We start from the raw sequence: 14,515 nt of genomic DNA on the forward strand, positions 1-14,515 counted from the left end.
ATGAAAGAATGCCTCGACCTCACGGCCAACGAGCCTCCCGACCCCTCGGGGGTCCTGTCCCTGACGGCGGAAGCCTACTCCGCCGGACACGCCCCCCTGGCTTACGCCCCGACCCTCCGCCCGACCCAGCGGGCCAGGACCATCCATCTGCCCGACGTGCACATCAACGCCCGCACGCGGGACTTCCACCAGAGATTTTTCCCCCAGGCCTCGCTCAAGGACTGGAACGACTGGCGCTGGCAGCTGAAGAACCGCTTCGCCACCCTGCCGGACATCGCCCGCGTCCTGGACCTCTCCGACGACGAGCGCCGGGCCATGATGCTCCCGGCCCACGCCCGGCTGTCCTTCGCCGTGACGCCCTACTACGCCTCCCTGCTGGACCCCGGGAACCCGGCCCAGCCCGTGCGCCGCTGCGTCATTCCGAGCATGGCCGAGACCCTTCCCGCCCCCGGCGAGGCCGACGACCCCCTGGGCGAGGACGCCCACATGCCCGTTCCCGGGCTCGTGCACCGCTATCCCGACCGCGTGCTTTTCCTGGTCACGGACTTCTGCTCCACCTACTGCCGCTACTGCACCCGCTCACGCGCCGTGGGCGGGCACAAGGCCGCGCACGTCTTCAAGAAACGCTGGGAAAAGGCCCTGGCCTACATCGCCGCCACCCCCCAGGTGCGCGACGTGCTCCTCTCCGGCGGCGACGCCCTGACCCTCTCCGACGAGGCCATCGACTGGCTTCTCGGGCAACTGCGCTCCATCCCCCACGTGGAGTTCGTGCGCATGGGCTCCAAGGTTCCGGCCGTGCTGCCCCAGCGCGTGACCAAGAGCCTGACCCGCGTGCTCAAGCGCCACCACCCTCTGTGGGTCAGCCTGCACTTCGCCCACCCCGACGAGCTCACCCCCGAGACCGTCCGGGCCTGCGAGATGCTCGCCGACGCGGGCGTGCCCCTGGGCTCCCAGACCGTGCTCCTCAAGGGCGTCAACGACGACCCCGCGACCATGACCGCCCTGTTCCACGGCCTGCTCAAGGCCCGCGTGCGGCCCTATTACCTCTATCAGTGCGACCCCATCTCCGGCTCCGGCCACTTCCGCACCCCCGTGAAGGCCGGCATCGACATCATCCGGGCCCTGCGCGGCCACACCACCGGCTACGCCGTGCCCCACTACGTCATCGACGCCCCCGGCGGCGGCGGCAAGATCCCGATCTGCCCGGAGTACGTCCAGGGGCACGACGGCACGGACCTCGTGCTGACCAACTACGAAGGCAAGACCTTCCGCTACCCCGACACCGCCGGATGCGAGACCGCTGAATGAAGATCGGCCTGACCTACGACCTGCAGGACTGGTATCTGGCCCGGGGCTACACCCTGGAGGAGACCGCCGAGTTCGACCGCGTGGACACCATCGAGGGCATCGAGTCCGCCCTGGCCTCCCTGGGGCACGAGACCGAGCGCGTGGGCAACGCCTTCGAACTGGTGGAGGCCCTGGCCGCCGGACGCCGCTGGGACATGGTCTTCAACATCGCCGAAGGCCTGCGCGGCCCCGGCCGCGAGGCCCTGGTCCCGGCCCTGCTGGACGCCTACCGCATCCCCTACACCTTCTCCGACCCCCTGGTCCTGGCCCTGACCCTGGACAAGGCCGCCTGCAAGCGCGTGGTCCGCGACCTCGGCCTGCCCACCCCGGACTTCGCCGTGGTCCGCGAACCCGCCGACCTCGCCGCCGTGCGTCTGCCCTTCCCGCTCTTCGCCAAGCCCTGCACCGAAGGCACCGGCAAGGGCATCAGCGGAGCCTCCCGGGTCGAGACCCCCGAGGCCCTGCGCGAAATCTGCCTCGACCTCCTGTCCCGCTTCCGCCAGCCCGTCCTGGTGGAAACCTACCTGCCCGGCCGCGAGTTCACCGTGGGTCTGGCCGGGACCGGCTCCCGCGCCCGTTCCCTGGGCTGCATGGAGGTGGTCTTCCTGGAGCGCGCCGAGGCCGGGGCCTACACCTATCTGAACAAGAAGGACTTCGAGAACCGCGTGGAGTACCGCCCGGCCCGCTGCGCCGACGCCCGCGCCGCCGAGGAGCTGGCCCTGGCCGCCTGGCGCGGACTGGGCTGCCGCGACGCCGGACGCATCGACATCCGCCTGGACGCCGACGGCCGCCCGAGCTTCATCGAGGTCAACCCCCTGGCCGGGATCAACCCGATCATCTCCGACCTGGTCATCCTCTGCGGCATGAACACCATCTCCTACCAGGATCTCATCGGCATGATCATGGACTCGGCCCGGGAACGCCTCGCCGGGAGCCCGGCTTGCTGATCGTCGTCCTGCGCGACCGGCTCGCCCCGGACGCGCCCGCCGACGAGGCCGACAACCTGATCCAGGCCCGGGCCGTCGGCCAGGCCCTGGAAGCCCTGGGCCACCGCGTCCGCGACCTGGAATGCGGCCTGGACCTCGGCCGCGTCGCCGCCGCCCTGGCCGCCGAGCCCCCGGACGCCGTCTTCAACCTCGTGGAGGCCCTGGACGGCCGCGACACCCTGGCCCCGGCGGTCCCGGCCCTGCTCGACTCCCTGGGTCTGCCGCACACCGGCTCCGGCGCGCTCCCCCTGGCCGCCGCCGCCGACAAGCTCCGCGCCAAGCTCCTCCTGCGCCGCCTCGGCCTGCCCACCCCGGACTGGTTCGAGCGCGCCGACCTCGCCGACCCGGCCGCCGCGCCCTCCGGTCCCTTCCTGCTCAAGCCCCGCCTGGAGCACGGCTCCGTGGGCATCGAGGAATCCGACCTGCTCCCGGCTCCGGATCGCGCCGCCCTGGACCGCGCCCTGGCCGCCAAGGAAGACGCCCTAGGCCAGCCCTGCATCGCCGAGGCCTATCTCCCGGGCCGCGAGTTCAACGTCGCCGTGCTCGACGGCCCCCGCGGCCCCGAAGTCCTGCCCCCGGCCGAGATGCTCTTCACCGGCTACGGCCCGGACAAGCCCAAGGTTCTCGGCTGGCGCGCCAAGTGGGACGAGGCGAGCTTCGAGCACGGCCACACCGAACGCACCTTCGATCTGCCGCCCGCCGACGCCCCCCTCGCGGAACGCCTGCGCGCCCTGGCCCTGGCCTGCTTCCAGGCCCTGGACATGGCCGGGTACGCCCGCGTGGACTTCCGCCTGGACCACCTCGGCGCGCCCCAGGTCATCGACCTGAACCCCAACCCCTGCATCGCCCCGGACGCCGGATTCCCGGCCGCCGCCGCCCGCGCCGGTCTGTCCTACCGGGACATGATCGCCCGCGTCCTGGCCGCAGCCCTCCCCGCCCGGTCCCCGGAGACCGTCCCATGACCACCCCCGACATCTTCCGCGACGAGGTCTTCCCCGAGGACGTGGAGGCCATCCGCGCCCTGGTCCGCTCCACCGGCTTCTTCACCGAGGCGGAGTGCGTCATGGCCGGAGACCTGGCCGCCGAACGCCTGGAAAAAGGCCTCGACGCCTCCGGCTACCACTTCCTCTTCCTCGGCCCGGCCGGAGCCTTCCAGGCCTATTCCTGCTTCGGCCCCGTCTGCTGCGCCCAGGGCAGCTTCGACTTCTACTGGCTGGCCGTCCTGGGCGGCCTGCGCGGCAAGGGCGTCGGAACCCGCATGCTCGCCGCCACCGAGGCCGCCATGAAGGCCCTCGGCTGCCGCAAGGTCTGGATCGAAACCTCCACCCAGCCCCTCTACACCCCCACCCGCGCCTTCTACCTCGCCCGGGGCTACCGCCTCGAAGCCACCCTCGAAGACTTCTACGCCCCCGGCGACGGCAAGGCCGTTTTCTCGAAAGTCCTGTGAGCCGAACCGGGGGGCGGCGCCCCCCTGGACCCGGCAATAGTTTCGCCGATTGACCGGCCGTGCGCTGCGCGCTCGTCCAGCCAATCGCCGAAACGGTCGGCCCGAAAAAACTTGTGACAGGCCCTTCGTGTCGCGGCTTTTCCGGCGGGCTTCGCCGCCGGAAAAGCCGCGACACTGAAAGGTCCAGGGCCGAGCCCTGGCGGGGTGCGGGGCGGAGCCCCGGCCCGCTATCCCCTGCCCAGTCCCTGGTCGATGGTGCGGCGGAGGTCGTCGAGGTTGACGGGTTTGGTGAGGATTCCGGCGGGGCGGGTGTCCTGGGCGCGGCGCATGGTTTCGGGGTCGGTGTAGGCGGTGCAGTAGACGACCGGAACCGGGAGGACGGCGCGCAGGCGGCGGGCGGTCTCTATGCCGTCGAGGTCTCCGGCGAGCATGATGTCCATGAGCACGAGGTCGGGACGGATGGCGGGGGCGTCGGCCAGGGCCTGTTCGCCCGTGGCCAGGCTGGCGGCCACCTGGTAGCCGAGTCGCTGGAGAAAGAGCTTCATTTCCAGGGCGATGATCCGTTCGTCCTCCACGAGCAGGATGCGGGCGGCGGTGTTCATGGCTTCTTCTCCGGGAAAAGGACGCGGAAGGAGCAGCCCGGCCCGGGTTCCAGGTCCACCCGGCCCTGGAGCTGTTCGGCCAGGTGGGTGACGAGCTGCATGCCGAGGGTTTCGGTGTTGCGGAAGTCCAGGCCGGGGGGGAATCCGGGGCCGTCGTCGGCCACGCGCAGGAGCACCTGGCCTTCGGCGGCGCGGCACTGGACCAGGAGGCGGCCTTCGGAGCGGTCCCTGAGGCCGTGCTTGAGGGCGTTGGTCACGAGTTCGTTGACCATGAGGCCGCAGGGGATGGCGGCGTCCACGTTGAGGCGGATGGACTCCACCTCCAGGACGAGGTTCACGCGGCGGTTGCCGGAGAGCCCGGCCACGAGGCGGTGGACGAGCTTTTCCAGATACGCGCCGAGATCAACGCGGGCGAGGTCCGAGGAGCGGTAGAGTTCCTCGTGGACCAGGGCCATGGAGGCGATGCGGTTCTTGCCCTCCTCGAACAGGGCCAGGACTTCGGGGTCGGTGACGGCCCCGGCCTGAAGCCCGAGAAGGCTGGAGACCACCTGGAGGTTGTTCTTGACCCGGTGGTGGATCTCCTTGAGCAGAACCTCCTTCTCGCGCAGGGAGGCGCGCAGGTGTTCCTCGACCTCCCGGCGCAGGGCGGCCTCGCTCATGAGCCGGTCGTTGGTGGCGGCCATCTCCTCGTTGAGCGCGGCCAGTTCCTCGTTGGCGGCGGCCATCTGCTGGTTGGCGGCGGCCAGCTGTTCGGCGGCCAGCCTGCGCTCGTTGATGTCCTGGAGCGAGCCCGCCATGCGCCGGGGCTTGCCCGAGGAGTCGAAGAGGGCCTGGCCCCGGGCCAGGAACCAGCGGTATTCGCCGCCCTTGCAGGCGGTGCGATATTCCACGGAATAGGGGTCGCGGCGCTCCAGGTGGCGGCGCAGGGCCTCCTGGACCCGTTCGCGGTCCCCGGGATGCAGGAGCAGGTTGAAGGTCTCCATGGACGCGGGCAGCTCGTCCGGGGCGTAGCCCAGGAGTTCATAGAGCCGGGGTGACCACCAGAGGTCGTCGCGGCTCATGTCCGGCCAGTCCCAGATGCCGTCGCTGCTTCCGGCCACGGCCAGTCCGAAGCGTTCCTCGCTGGCGCGCAGGGCCTCGCGGGCGGCCACCTGCTCGTCGCGGTCCTCGTAGAGGGCCACGACCTCTCCGCCGGGCAGGGGGTAGACGTAGTTCTCGCGCCAGCCCTGGATGCGTTCGTCTCGGTAGAGGGCCAGGGGCAGGCGCTCGGGTTCGCCCGAGGCCAGAACCCGACGCAGCATGTCGGTAAGGCCGAAGTCGTCGGCTCCGGGAAAGACCTCGGAGAGCCTGCGGCCCAGAACCTGGGTGCGGTCGATGTGTTCCATGCGCTCGGCGGCCCGGTTGAAGCCGGTGATGACGAAGTCCCGGCCGTCGTCCACGGCCCGGAACACGGCCACGCCGCTGGCCATGTTCTCCAGGATGTTTTCCAGACGGCGGCGCACGGCCCCCACCTCGCGCTCGGCCCGGCCGCGAAGTTCCACCTCGGCCCGCAGTTCCTCGTTGATGGCCAGCAGCTCCTCGTTCAGGGCCGAGAGTTCCTCGTTGGCCTCGCGCATCCGCAGGGCGGCCTCGCGCTCGCCGGTGACGTCCCGGGCCACGGCATAGGCCACGCCGCGCTCGGGGTCCGGCAGGGCGTTCCAGGACAACCAGCGCCACTGTCCGTCCTTGGCGCGCCAGCGGTTGACGAAGCTCTGCACGGCCACGCCTCCGACAGCGCCGCCGTGGGCGGCCACGGTGTCCTCCAGGTCGTCGGGATGCACGAATCCGCGCCAGTCGCGGCCGAGGATCTCCTCGGGGGCGTAGCCCAGAACCCGGGTCCAGGAGGCGTTGATCTGGCGGAAACGGCCATCGGCGAGATTCGTGACGCCCACCAGGTCCAGGGTCAGGGAAAAGAAGCGTTCCTGCTCGGAACGCAGGCGGTCGCGTTCGGAGAGGTCGCGGACCATGGCCAGAAAGCGCGTCCCGCCGTTGCTGTCGAAGGACGCGCCGCCGACCTCCACGGGAAATGAGGAGCCGTCCCGGCGCAAGGCCCGGGCCTCGACGCGGAATTCGCCGCCGACGGCCACAGTGCGCGCGAACTCCTGGAACTGGCGGAGAAAGGCCGGATGCACCAGATCGCGGGCGGTGAGGCCGTTCAGCCCGCCGGGGCTGGAGCCGTGCATGGCGCAGGCCGCCGGGTTGGCGTCGAGGACCAGACCGGCGGCGTCGAAGAGCACCAGCCCGTCCAAGGTGGAATTGAAGATGCGGCGGTAGCGGTTCTCCCCGGCCCGAACCTGATCCTCGGCCAGGGTCTTGGCCCGGCGCAGCAGGTCGTGGCGGCGCAGCAGGAGGTAGGTCAGGACCGTGAGCAGGAACACGAAGACCGCGCCGGTCCAGCGGAACAGCGCCAGCGTTCCGGCGATGCGTCCCTCCCAGCCCAAGGCCGGAGCGGCCAGCAGCTCCCAGCTCCCCTCGGGCAGGGGCACGTTCACGGAGAGCGGGGCCATGGCCCGAATTTCCTTCAGGCCGTGGAAGATGTTTCCGTCCCGGGCCAGGGCGAAGACCAGATCCTCGCGGGCGGGAAGGGGCGTGCTCCGCACCAGGGCGTCCACGTCCAGGGCCGCCGCGGCGAAGCCCCAGAACGTTCCGTCATCCAGGAACACGGCCTTGCGTAGGACGAGGCCCAGACCGCCCTGGCGCAGTTCGTAGGGCCCGCCCAGGGTGACCTCTCGGGTGAGCAGGGTCCGTTGCGCGTCCGCGCTGGTTCCGGGGTCGCGCAGCAGGTCGTGCCCCAGGGCGGCCTCGTTGCCCTTCAGGGGCGAAACCATGCCCACCACGCCGCCCGGGGCGAGGGCCAGGACGCGCACATCCTTGAATCCATAGGGCAAGGCCTCGGCGATGTCCCGGAAACGTTCCGCCAGGCGCTCGGGCGTGGCGGCGTCATGCCGCACGAAGCTCTCCAGCACGAACAACATGCCCACGCGCACGGCCACGGTGTCGGACACAACGCGGGCCGGGGCCAGAATGCTGTCCCGCACCTCCCGCCGCTCTTCCTCCAGGCGTTCGGCCTCGTAAGGCCGCGACAGGACGAAGAGCATCAGGAACAAACCGAGACACGCGGCCAGGGCGCCGAGAACGGCTGTTCTCCGATGCGGCGCGGTTCCCGCCGTCGGCTGGGTGCGGCTGGTCTGCATGACTGTTCCTCGGGTTGCGCGGGAAGCCCAAAATATAAGATTGCCGAATCACGACGCCGTGTCAACGGGGCCGGCCGAACACTTCGACAACTCGCTCGCGGAGTGGGCGCACGCTCCCGTGCGGCGCCCGGAATTCCAGATACGGCGCGGACTCCACGCATTTTCAAAAAAAGATGTTCACTCTCCACAAGTTGATGTATATTCTGAATAAACGGCGGACTGTCCGCTGAGCGGGGATGTTGAAGGGTCCCGACCGAGGCCGTCGTGACGAGAGATTACGCAAGACCTATGGGGGAAACACTTTTCCGTTGAAGGGGGACGCCATGTTCAAGAAGAGCATCAGTTCGGTGTTGATCGCCTCCGTGGCCCTGGCCGTGATCCTGGCCGTCTCGGCCATCGTGGCCTATGTCTCGAACTCCACCAATGGTCTCGCCCTGGACCTGAACAAGCAGGCCATGCAGCAAATGACCGTCACCACCAACCGGGCCCTGGACGCCTACATGAACGGCGCCAAGACCATGGTGGAGACCCTGGCCGCGCAGCAGGCCGTGCTGGAGGCGTTCGGAGGCGACCCGACCCGGGCCAAGGAACGGCTCAGGAACTACATTTCGGTGAACAAGGACTACTGGGCCATCCTGATCTTCGACGCCAAGGGCAACATCCTGGCAGGCTACAACGCCAAGGGCGAGGACATGGCGGGCCAGAGCCGCGCCGAGCGGGACTACGTCAAGGCCATCGTCTCGGGCCAGGACTTCTTCATCGCCAAGGAAGTCCTCAGCGCCAAGAGCGGCGACGGCGACATCATGGTCTTCACCATGGCCAAGGGCGTGAAGGACGCGAGCGGCAGGGTGCTGGGCGGCGTGGGCGCCTTTCCCAAGTGGGAGACGTTCACCTCGACCTTCATCGATCCGCCCCGCTTCGGCGAACGCGGCTACGGCTTCATGGTCGACGCCCAGGGGCGGATGATCGCCCACGCCGTGGACAAGTCCACCCTGCTCAAGAATTTCTCCGATCAGGAGTTCATCAAGAAGGCCCTGGAGATCAAGAACGGCGAACTGTTCTACGACTGGAAGGGCGAACGGAAGTACATGGTGGTCTCCACCGACCAGGATACGGGTTGGTCCATCTGCATGAGCGCCTACGTCTCCGAACTCACCGAGACCGCCACGGCCCAGCGCAACATGCTCATGGGCATCGGCGCGGCCTCGGTGCTCATCCTGGTGGGGGCCATCTTCCTCATCATCAGCCGCCTGGTGGTCCGGCCGATCCAGGACATCGAGACCTTCACCGCGGCCATCGCCAAGGGCGACTTCAAGGCCGTGCTGCGCACGGGCTTCCGCTTCGAGCTGCTGAGCCTGTCCGAGAACATCCGCGGCATGGTGGCGGAACTCAAGAACAAGCTCGGCTTCGCCCAGGGCGTGCTGGACGGCTTCGTCCTGCCCTGCGCCGTGGTGGACGTGAACAACCGCATGTCCTTCATCAACCCGCACATGATGCGGGCCATCGAGCGTGACGGCGCGCCCGCCTCCCACTACGGCGAAACCTCGGGGCAGCTCTACTACGGCCAGGCCGACCACGACACCATCTCGGCCAAGGCCCTGCGCGAAAAGCGCATGCTCCAGGACGAGGTGGACTACAAGACCGCAAGGGGCAACCAGAAGATCTTCGACGTCACCGCAACCCCCATCAATGACCTGGACGGCAACCTCATCGGCGTGCTGAACGTCTGGTTCGAGCTGACCGAGATCCGCGAACAGCAGAAGAAGATCGCCGCGCAGAACGAAAAGATCGCCAAGGCCGCCGCCGCCGCGGACGCCGTCTCCAACCAGGTGGCCTCGGCCTCCGAGGAGCTGTCGGCCCAGATCGAGCAGTCCAGCCGGGGCTCCGAGGAACAGCGCAACCGCACCGGCGAGGCCGCCACGGCCATGGAGGAGATGAACGCCACGGTCATGGAGGTGGCCAAGAGCGCCTCGGCCGCGGCCGAACTGGCGGACAAGACCAAGGCCAAGGCCCAGGAGGGCGAGCGGCTGGTGGACGACGTGGTGGCCACCATCACGCGCATCAACGAGCAGTCCGAGGTGCTCAAGGCCGACATGACCGAGCTGGGCAAGCAGGCCGAAGGCATCGGCCAGATCATGAACGTCATCGCCGACATCGCGGACCAGACCAACCTCCTGGCGCTCAACGCCGCCATCGAGGCCGCCCGCGCGGGCGAGGCGGGACGAGGCTTCGCGGTCGTGGCCGACGAGGTGCGCAAGCTGGCCGAGAAGACCATGAGCGCCACCAACGAGGTCGGGGCCTACATCCAGGCCGTGCAGGAAAGCGCGCGCAAGAACATCAGGAACACCGAGTCCACGGCCCAGGCCATCACCGCCAGCACCCAGACCGCCGGGAAGTCCGGCGAGGCGCTGCGCGAGATCGTGGACATGGTCGAGCGCACCGCCGACCAGGTGCGCGGCATCGCCACCGCCTCCGAGGAGCAATCCTCGGCCAGCGAGGAGATCAGCCGGACCACCGAGGACATCAACCGCATAGCGGCCGAGACCGCCGAGGCCATGAACCAGTCCGCCCAGGCGGTGTCCGACCTGTCCCGACTGGCCCAGGACCTGAAGAGCATCATCACCGACATGCAGGACTGAGCCCCTTCGGGGCCTTTCATGAAGACGAAAAGGCGGGAGGCGACTCCCGCCTTTTTCTTCGGCCTTGCCGGAAAGATTCCTTTCGGGGGCATGGAAGGCGACGCGACGCGCCTTTTCGCCTTCTATTGCTGGGCGGAGCCCTCTCCAAGGACGGCTTTGATGTCCTGGATGTAGCGCTCGATGTCCCGGGCGGCCTCCTCGGGGATCTCCCGGAACAGGAGCCCCAGGGTCAGGCGCTGGCCGTCCTGGCGGAGGGCCCGCACGTCGGCGGGGATGCGCAGTTCCATGGAGCAGCCGAAGAAGGAGGTCGCCACGGTCAGGGTTTCGCCCACGACCGGAGCCGGGTCCGGAACGGAGAGGCCGGAGACGAAGCGGCAGCCGCTCTTGGACACGTTCAGCAGCATGCCCTGGCAGGCTTCGCCCTGGGTGCGCTCCAGGCCGGCGCGCACGAAGCAGTTCACCCGGTCCTCCTTGCGCAGGCTCAACGTCTCCACCTTCCCGGGATAGCGCGCGAAGAGCAGGCGTTCGGGCCGGAAAAGCACCGAGTCCACCACGGAGTGGAAGCCGTAGAGCGTGCCGTCGGGGTGCAGATAGCGCAGGATCAGGCCCCGGTCCTGGTAGAGCTGATCGCGGATCTCGGGCCGGGCGGGAAAGGTCGTGAGCACGAAGCGGTCCTGGTCCCAGCCCACCACCTTGGCCTTGAAGCTGCGGCGCAGGCCCTCGATCTCCACCAGCACCGCCCCGCCCACGGTCAGGTCCAGGCGCGGCGCGGGTCGTGAGTCCTCGTGATTCGCGGCCGCCGGAGTCCCGGCCTCCGGAGTTTCGGCGCTCGGGGTTTCAGCGGCTTGCGTGGCGGTCCCGGCGGGAATCTTGTCCTCGGGCATGGGATCTCCTCGGCTCAGGGGGTGAGCAGCACCTTCATGGCCCCGGGCCGGGAAGCGGCGGCCAGGGCCTGTTCGTGCTCCTCGAAGGAAAAACGGGCCTCGATGAGCGGCCGGGGGTCCAGGCCTCCGGCCAGACGCTCCAGCGCCAGGGACTGGTCCCCGCAACGCGAGCCCATGAGCGTGATCTCGTCCACCACCAGCCTGGCCAGGTCCAGACGCGACGGGTTGCGCGAGGTGGTCTTGGCCACCACGATCCCCTCGGGTCGGACCAACGCCAGGGCCGTGTCCAGGCCGTCCTCTCGTCCCGTGGCCTCGATGACCACGTCGAAGAGGCCGAGGATTTCGCGGGCACGGGCCGGGGGCGTCCCGGCGGGCAGGAGCGCGGTGCGCGCGCCCCGGGCCAGGGCCAGTTTGGCCTCGTGGCGCCCGGCCAGGGTCAGGTCCGGACAGTCCGGGGCCAGGCCCAGGGCGGTCAGGATGCCGAGCTTGCCGTCGCCCAGGACCAGAACCCGGCGGCCGGAGAGATCCACCTGCCGCCCGGGCTCCAGGGCCGCGGCCAGGGGTTCGGCGAACACGGCGCAGTCCTCGGGCAGGCCCTCGGGCACGGCCAGGAGGTTACGCGCGGGCACGGTGAGATATTCCGCGAAGCAGCCGGGCCGGGCCACGATGCCGAGCACCGTGCGCGTGGGGCAGTGGCGCGGGTCGCCCGCCAGGCAGAGGGGACACCCGCCGCAGCCGCAGTTGATGTCCGCCGAGACCCGGCGGCCCACCCACTCCGGCGCGTCGGGGCATTCCTCCACCAGGCCGACGAACTCGTGACCGGCCACCCCGGAAAAGCCGTAGTAGCCTTGCAGAAGCTCCAGGTCGGTGTTGCAGACGCCCGCCAGGAGCACCCGCACCAGGGCCTCGCCCGGGCCGGGACGGGGTTTCGGCCCCTCGGCCGACAGGCTCTTTCCGTTCTCGAAGACGATGCTCCGCATGGCTCCTCCCTGGCGGGACGCGTCCCTGCCCTGAAACATACCCCAGTCCGCGGCCGCCCGGCAACCGGACAGGGCCGAACGAAAATCAGACTCCGCCGGGAAGTCCGTTCCCGGGCGGGGCTCTCTCGCCCTTCCCCCAGGCTGAAGCGCAAAAATCCTTGAATCACGGGCCTTCTCCGCGACGGACCTCTCCTTGACAGGGTCGCGCGGGCACCCTAAGGTCGGGCTGCGAAAAAAGCCAAACCCGTCGCGAGGCAGGGGCGGAAAGCCGCGGATCTCGGACCAGGAACGAGACTGCCGGGCCGCTCGCAGTCGGGCCTGACCGGCCCGCCCTCCTGTCTTTTTCCGACGGCCGGAGCCCGCAGCATGGCCTGTTGTCCCACCGAAGAGCGCATCAAGGGCGCCTTCTCCACCGCCAAGACCTCCAAGGTCGGCACCGGGGCCACGGCCAAAAAGGTCTCCACCACGATCTACGTCTTCGCCGAGGAGTTGGAGGACGACAAGATCAAGATCCAGGCCGTGAACGAGAACCACGTGCCCACGGGCCCCACCCGGACCATCTCCCGCGACGACCTCTTGCGCGACTTCTTCCCGGACCCGGAATACTACCACAAGACCATGCTGCCGCAGATGCGCGAACTGGCCAAGCAGATCGCCAGCGGCGAACGCCACCTGAAAAACGGCCAGCCCTTCACCGCCGAACTCAGCTTCGCGAACGCCCTGAACCTGGACGAACAGAACATCCGCGCCAACTTCGGCATCGGGCTGGTCTATCTGCGGCGGGGCGAGAAGGAAAAGGCCCTGGAGGTGCTCCGACGGCTGGTGACCCTGGACGCGGCCTTCGAGAAGCGCCACAAGCACCTGTTCAACGAGTTCGGCATCAACCTGCGCAGGAACGGCATGTACGAGCAGGCCCTGGACTACTACGGCCGGGCCTTGGACTTCGCCAAGGACGACGAACACCTCTTCTTCAACATCGCCCGCACGCACATCGAGCGCCGCGACCTCGGACGGGCCCGCGAGGCCCTGGAACAGGCCCTGGCCATCAATCCCGGCTTCGCCGAAGCCAGGGACTACCTGGCCAAATTGGCGCGCGGTCCGGCCGGGCTCAAGCTCACCCCTTCATCCTGATCCTGGCGCCGCGCCGCTCCGGGCGGCAGGGCGGCTGCGGCGCTCCCACCGGCGTGAGCACCACCTGCCAGACCTGGATGTCCCGGGCCGCGAAGGCCCCCGCGCTGGAGAGCAGGTAATAGCGCCACATGCGGCGGAAGCGTTCGCCGTAGCGTCCGGCCAGGCCGGGCCAGGCCGCCTCGAAGTTGGCGTGCCAGCAGCGCAGGGTGCGCGCGTAGTGCGGTCCCAGGTTGTGCCAGTCCTCGATGACGAAGAGCCCCTCGGCGGCCCGGGCGATCTGCATGGGGCTCGGCAGATCCCCGCGCGGAAAGATGTAGCGCTCGATCCAGGGATCGCAGCCAGGGGCCGTGCGGTTGGCCCCGATGGTATGCAGGAGGAAGACCCCACCGGGCTCCAGGGCGTTCAGCACGGCCCGCATGTAGGTCCGGTGGTTTCTCGCGCCCACGTGTTCGAACATGCCCACGGACACGGCCTTGGTGTAGGCGCCGGGAATCTCGCGGTAATCGCTCTCGAGGATCTCCACGGGCAGGCCCTCGCAATGCTCCCGGGCGAAGGCGATCTGCTCCCGCGAGATGTTCACGCCCGTGACCCGGCAGCCGCGCGTCTCGGCGGCGTGGCGGGCCAGCCCGCCGAAGCCGCAGCCGATGTCCAGGAGATGGTCGCCGGGTTTCAGGCCGAGCTTGCCGCAGACGAGTTCCAGCTTGGCGAGCTGGGCCTCGGCCAGACTCTCGGCTCCGTCCTCGAAATAGGCGCAGCTGTACTGCATGCGGGGGTCGAGGAAGGCCCGGAAGAGATCGTTGCCCAGGTCGTAGTGGCGGCGGGCCGCCTGCAGGGCCCCCCGGCGGGTCTGACGGTTGCGCAGCAGGGCCGGGAGCAGGGAGAGAAGCAGGCGCGGGCCGCCGCGCACGGCCTCGTCGAGGTGGGCGGCCAGCACGCGGCGGAAGAACTCGTCCAGTTGGCCGCAGTCCCACCAGCCGTCCATGTAGGCCTCGCCCAGGCCGAGATTCTTTTGAAGCAGGGCCCGGTCGTAGACCCGGGTGTCGTGGACCCGGACGTCCCAGGGAGCGGGGCCGTTGAGGGTGACTCCGGCCCGGCCCAGAAGATCCCCAAACAGGCGTTCGGAAGCGTTCATGGCCGTGCCCCGCGTGCTTTCGCGCGGATTCCGTCCCGAACATAGCCCTTTTGGCGGCCGGGGGGAAGTCCCGTCCGGAAACTCCCGTCGGGCGTGACATCGGCGGCGAAATGCGTCAGAAGATAGCGGACGAC

11 protein-coding genes and 1 riboswitch are annotated in these 14,515 nt (G+C 69.2%); of the genes, 6 read left to right on the top strand and 5 right to left on the bottom strand.

Annotation, left to right across the window (positions count from 1 at the left end):
- Genes H587_RS0115275 through H587_RS0115290 form a run of 4 tightly spaced genes read left to right on the top strand, consistent with a single transcriptional unit; the run spans nt 1 to nt 3,780 of the window.
- The gene (locus H587_RS0115275) at nt 1-1,308 is read left to right on the top strand and encodes a KamA family radical SAM protein (protein ID WP_084630899.1); all 1,308 of its coding nucleotides are present in this window, start codon (nt 1-3) and stop codon (nt 1,306-1,308) included.
- Nucleotides 1,305-2,294 carry a D-alanine--D-alanine ligase family protein gene (locus tag H587_RS0115280; RefSeq protein ID WP_027176970.1) on the top strand — a complete coding sequence of 330 codons (990 nt, stop codon included), beginning with the start codon at nt 1,305-1,307 and terminating at the stop codon, nt 2,292-2,294. The genes H587_RS0115275 and H587_RS0115280 overlap by 4 nt, the downstream gene beginning before the upstream one ends.
- On the top strand, nt 2,288-3,295 hold the full coding sequence (locus H587_RS19135; protein WP_034609617.1) for a D-alanine--D-alanine ligase family protein: 1,008 nt from the start codon (nt 2,288-2,290) through the stop codon (nt 3,293-3,295). The genes H587_RS0115280 and H587_RS19135 overlap by 7 nt, the downstream gene beginning before the upstream one ends.
- Nucleotides 3,292-3,780, top strand: a complete 489-nt coding sequence (locus H587_RS0115290) for a GNAT family N-acetyltransferase (RefSeq protein ID WP_027176971.1) — start codon at nt 3,292-3,294, stop codon at nt 3,778-3,780. The genes H587_RS19135 and H587_RS0115290 overlap by 4 nt, the downstream gene beginning before the upstream one ends.
- Before the next feature lie 227 nt (nt 3,781-4,007).
- Here H587_RS0115290 and H587_RS0115295 read toward each other — a convergent pair whose 3' ends face one another.
- Nucleotides 4,008-4,382, bottom strand: coding sequence for a response regulator (locus H587_RS0115295; protein ID WP_027176972.1), 375 nt, complete (start codon nt 4,380-4,382; stop codon nt 4,008-4,010).
- The gene (locus tag H587_RS19965; RefSeq protein WP_051202999.1) at nt 4,379-7,615 is read right to left on the bottom strand and encodes a PAS domain S-box protein; all 3,237 of its coding nucleotides are present in this window, start codon (nt 7,613-7,615) and stop codon (nt 4,379-4,381) included. The genes H587_RS0115295 and H587_RS19965 overlap by 4 nt, the downstream gene beginning before the upstream one ends.
- Nucleotides 7,616-7,938: 323 nt before the next feature.
- On the opposite strand from H587_RS19965, the gene H587_RS0115305 reads away from it, so the two are divergent.
- Complete coding sequence (locus H587_RS0115305) at nt 7,939-10,254, top strand: methyl-accepting chemotaxis protein (RefSeq protein WP_027176973.1); 2,316 nt, start codon at nt 7,939-7,941, stop codon at nt 10,252-10,254.
- 122 nt (nt 10,255-10,376) lie between these two features.
- On the opposite strand, the gene H587_RS0115310 is transcribed toward H587_RS0115305, so the two are convergent.
- Together H587_RS0115310 and H587_RS0115315 are read right to left on the bottom strand one after the other, a co-directional pair.
- A complete protein-coding gene (locus H587_RS0115310; protein WP_027176974.1) occupies nt 10,377-11,138 on the bottom strand; it encodes a flagellar brake protein in 762 nt (253 codons plus the stop codon).
- Between the two features lie 14 nt (nt 11,139-11,152).
- Nucleotides 11,153-12,118 (bottom strand): MDR/zinc-dependent alcohol dehydrogenase-like family protein, encoded by a 966-nt coding sequence (locus tag H587_RS0115315; protein WP_027176975.1) that lies wholly within the window; start codon nt 12,116-12,118, stop codon nt 11,153-11,155.
- 227 nt (nt 12,119-12,345) lie between these two features.
- Nucleotides 12,346-12,428, top strand: a riboswitch (cyclic di-GMP riboswitch).
- A 56-nt stretch (nt 12,429-12,484) separates the two neighbouring features.
- Here H587_RS0115315 and H587_RS20705 point away from each other — a divergent pair.
- Nucleotides 12,485-13,249, top strand: coding sequence for a tetratricopeptide repeat protein (locus tag H587_RS20705; RefSeq protein ID WP_027176976.1), 765 nt, complete (start codon nt 12,485-12,487; stop codon nt 13,247-13,249).
- On the opposite strand, the gene cfa is transcribed toward H587_RS20705, so the two are convergent.
- Entirely contained in the window at nt 13,233-14,381 is a 1,149-nt protein-coding gene (gene cfa, locus H587_RS0115325) for a cyclopropane fatty acyl phospholipid synthase (protein ID WP_027176977.1), read from the bottom strand. The genes H587_RS20705 and cfa overlap by 17 nt on opposite strands.
- Nucleotides 14,382-14,515: the final 134 nt, after the last annotated feature.

Source organism: Desulfovibrio aminophilus DSM 12254 (genome assembly GCF_000422565.1).
In the GTDB taxonomy this organism is placed as follows: domain Bacteria; phylum Desulfobacterota; class Desulfovibrionia; order Desulfovibrionales; family Desulfovibrionaceae; genus Aminidesulfovibrio; species Aminidesulfovibrio aminophilus.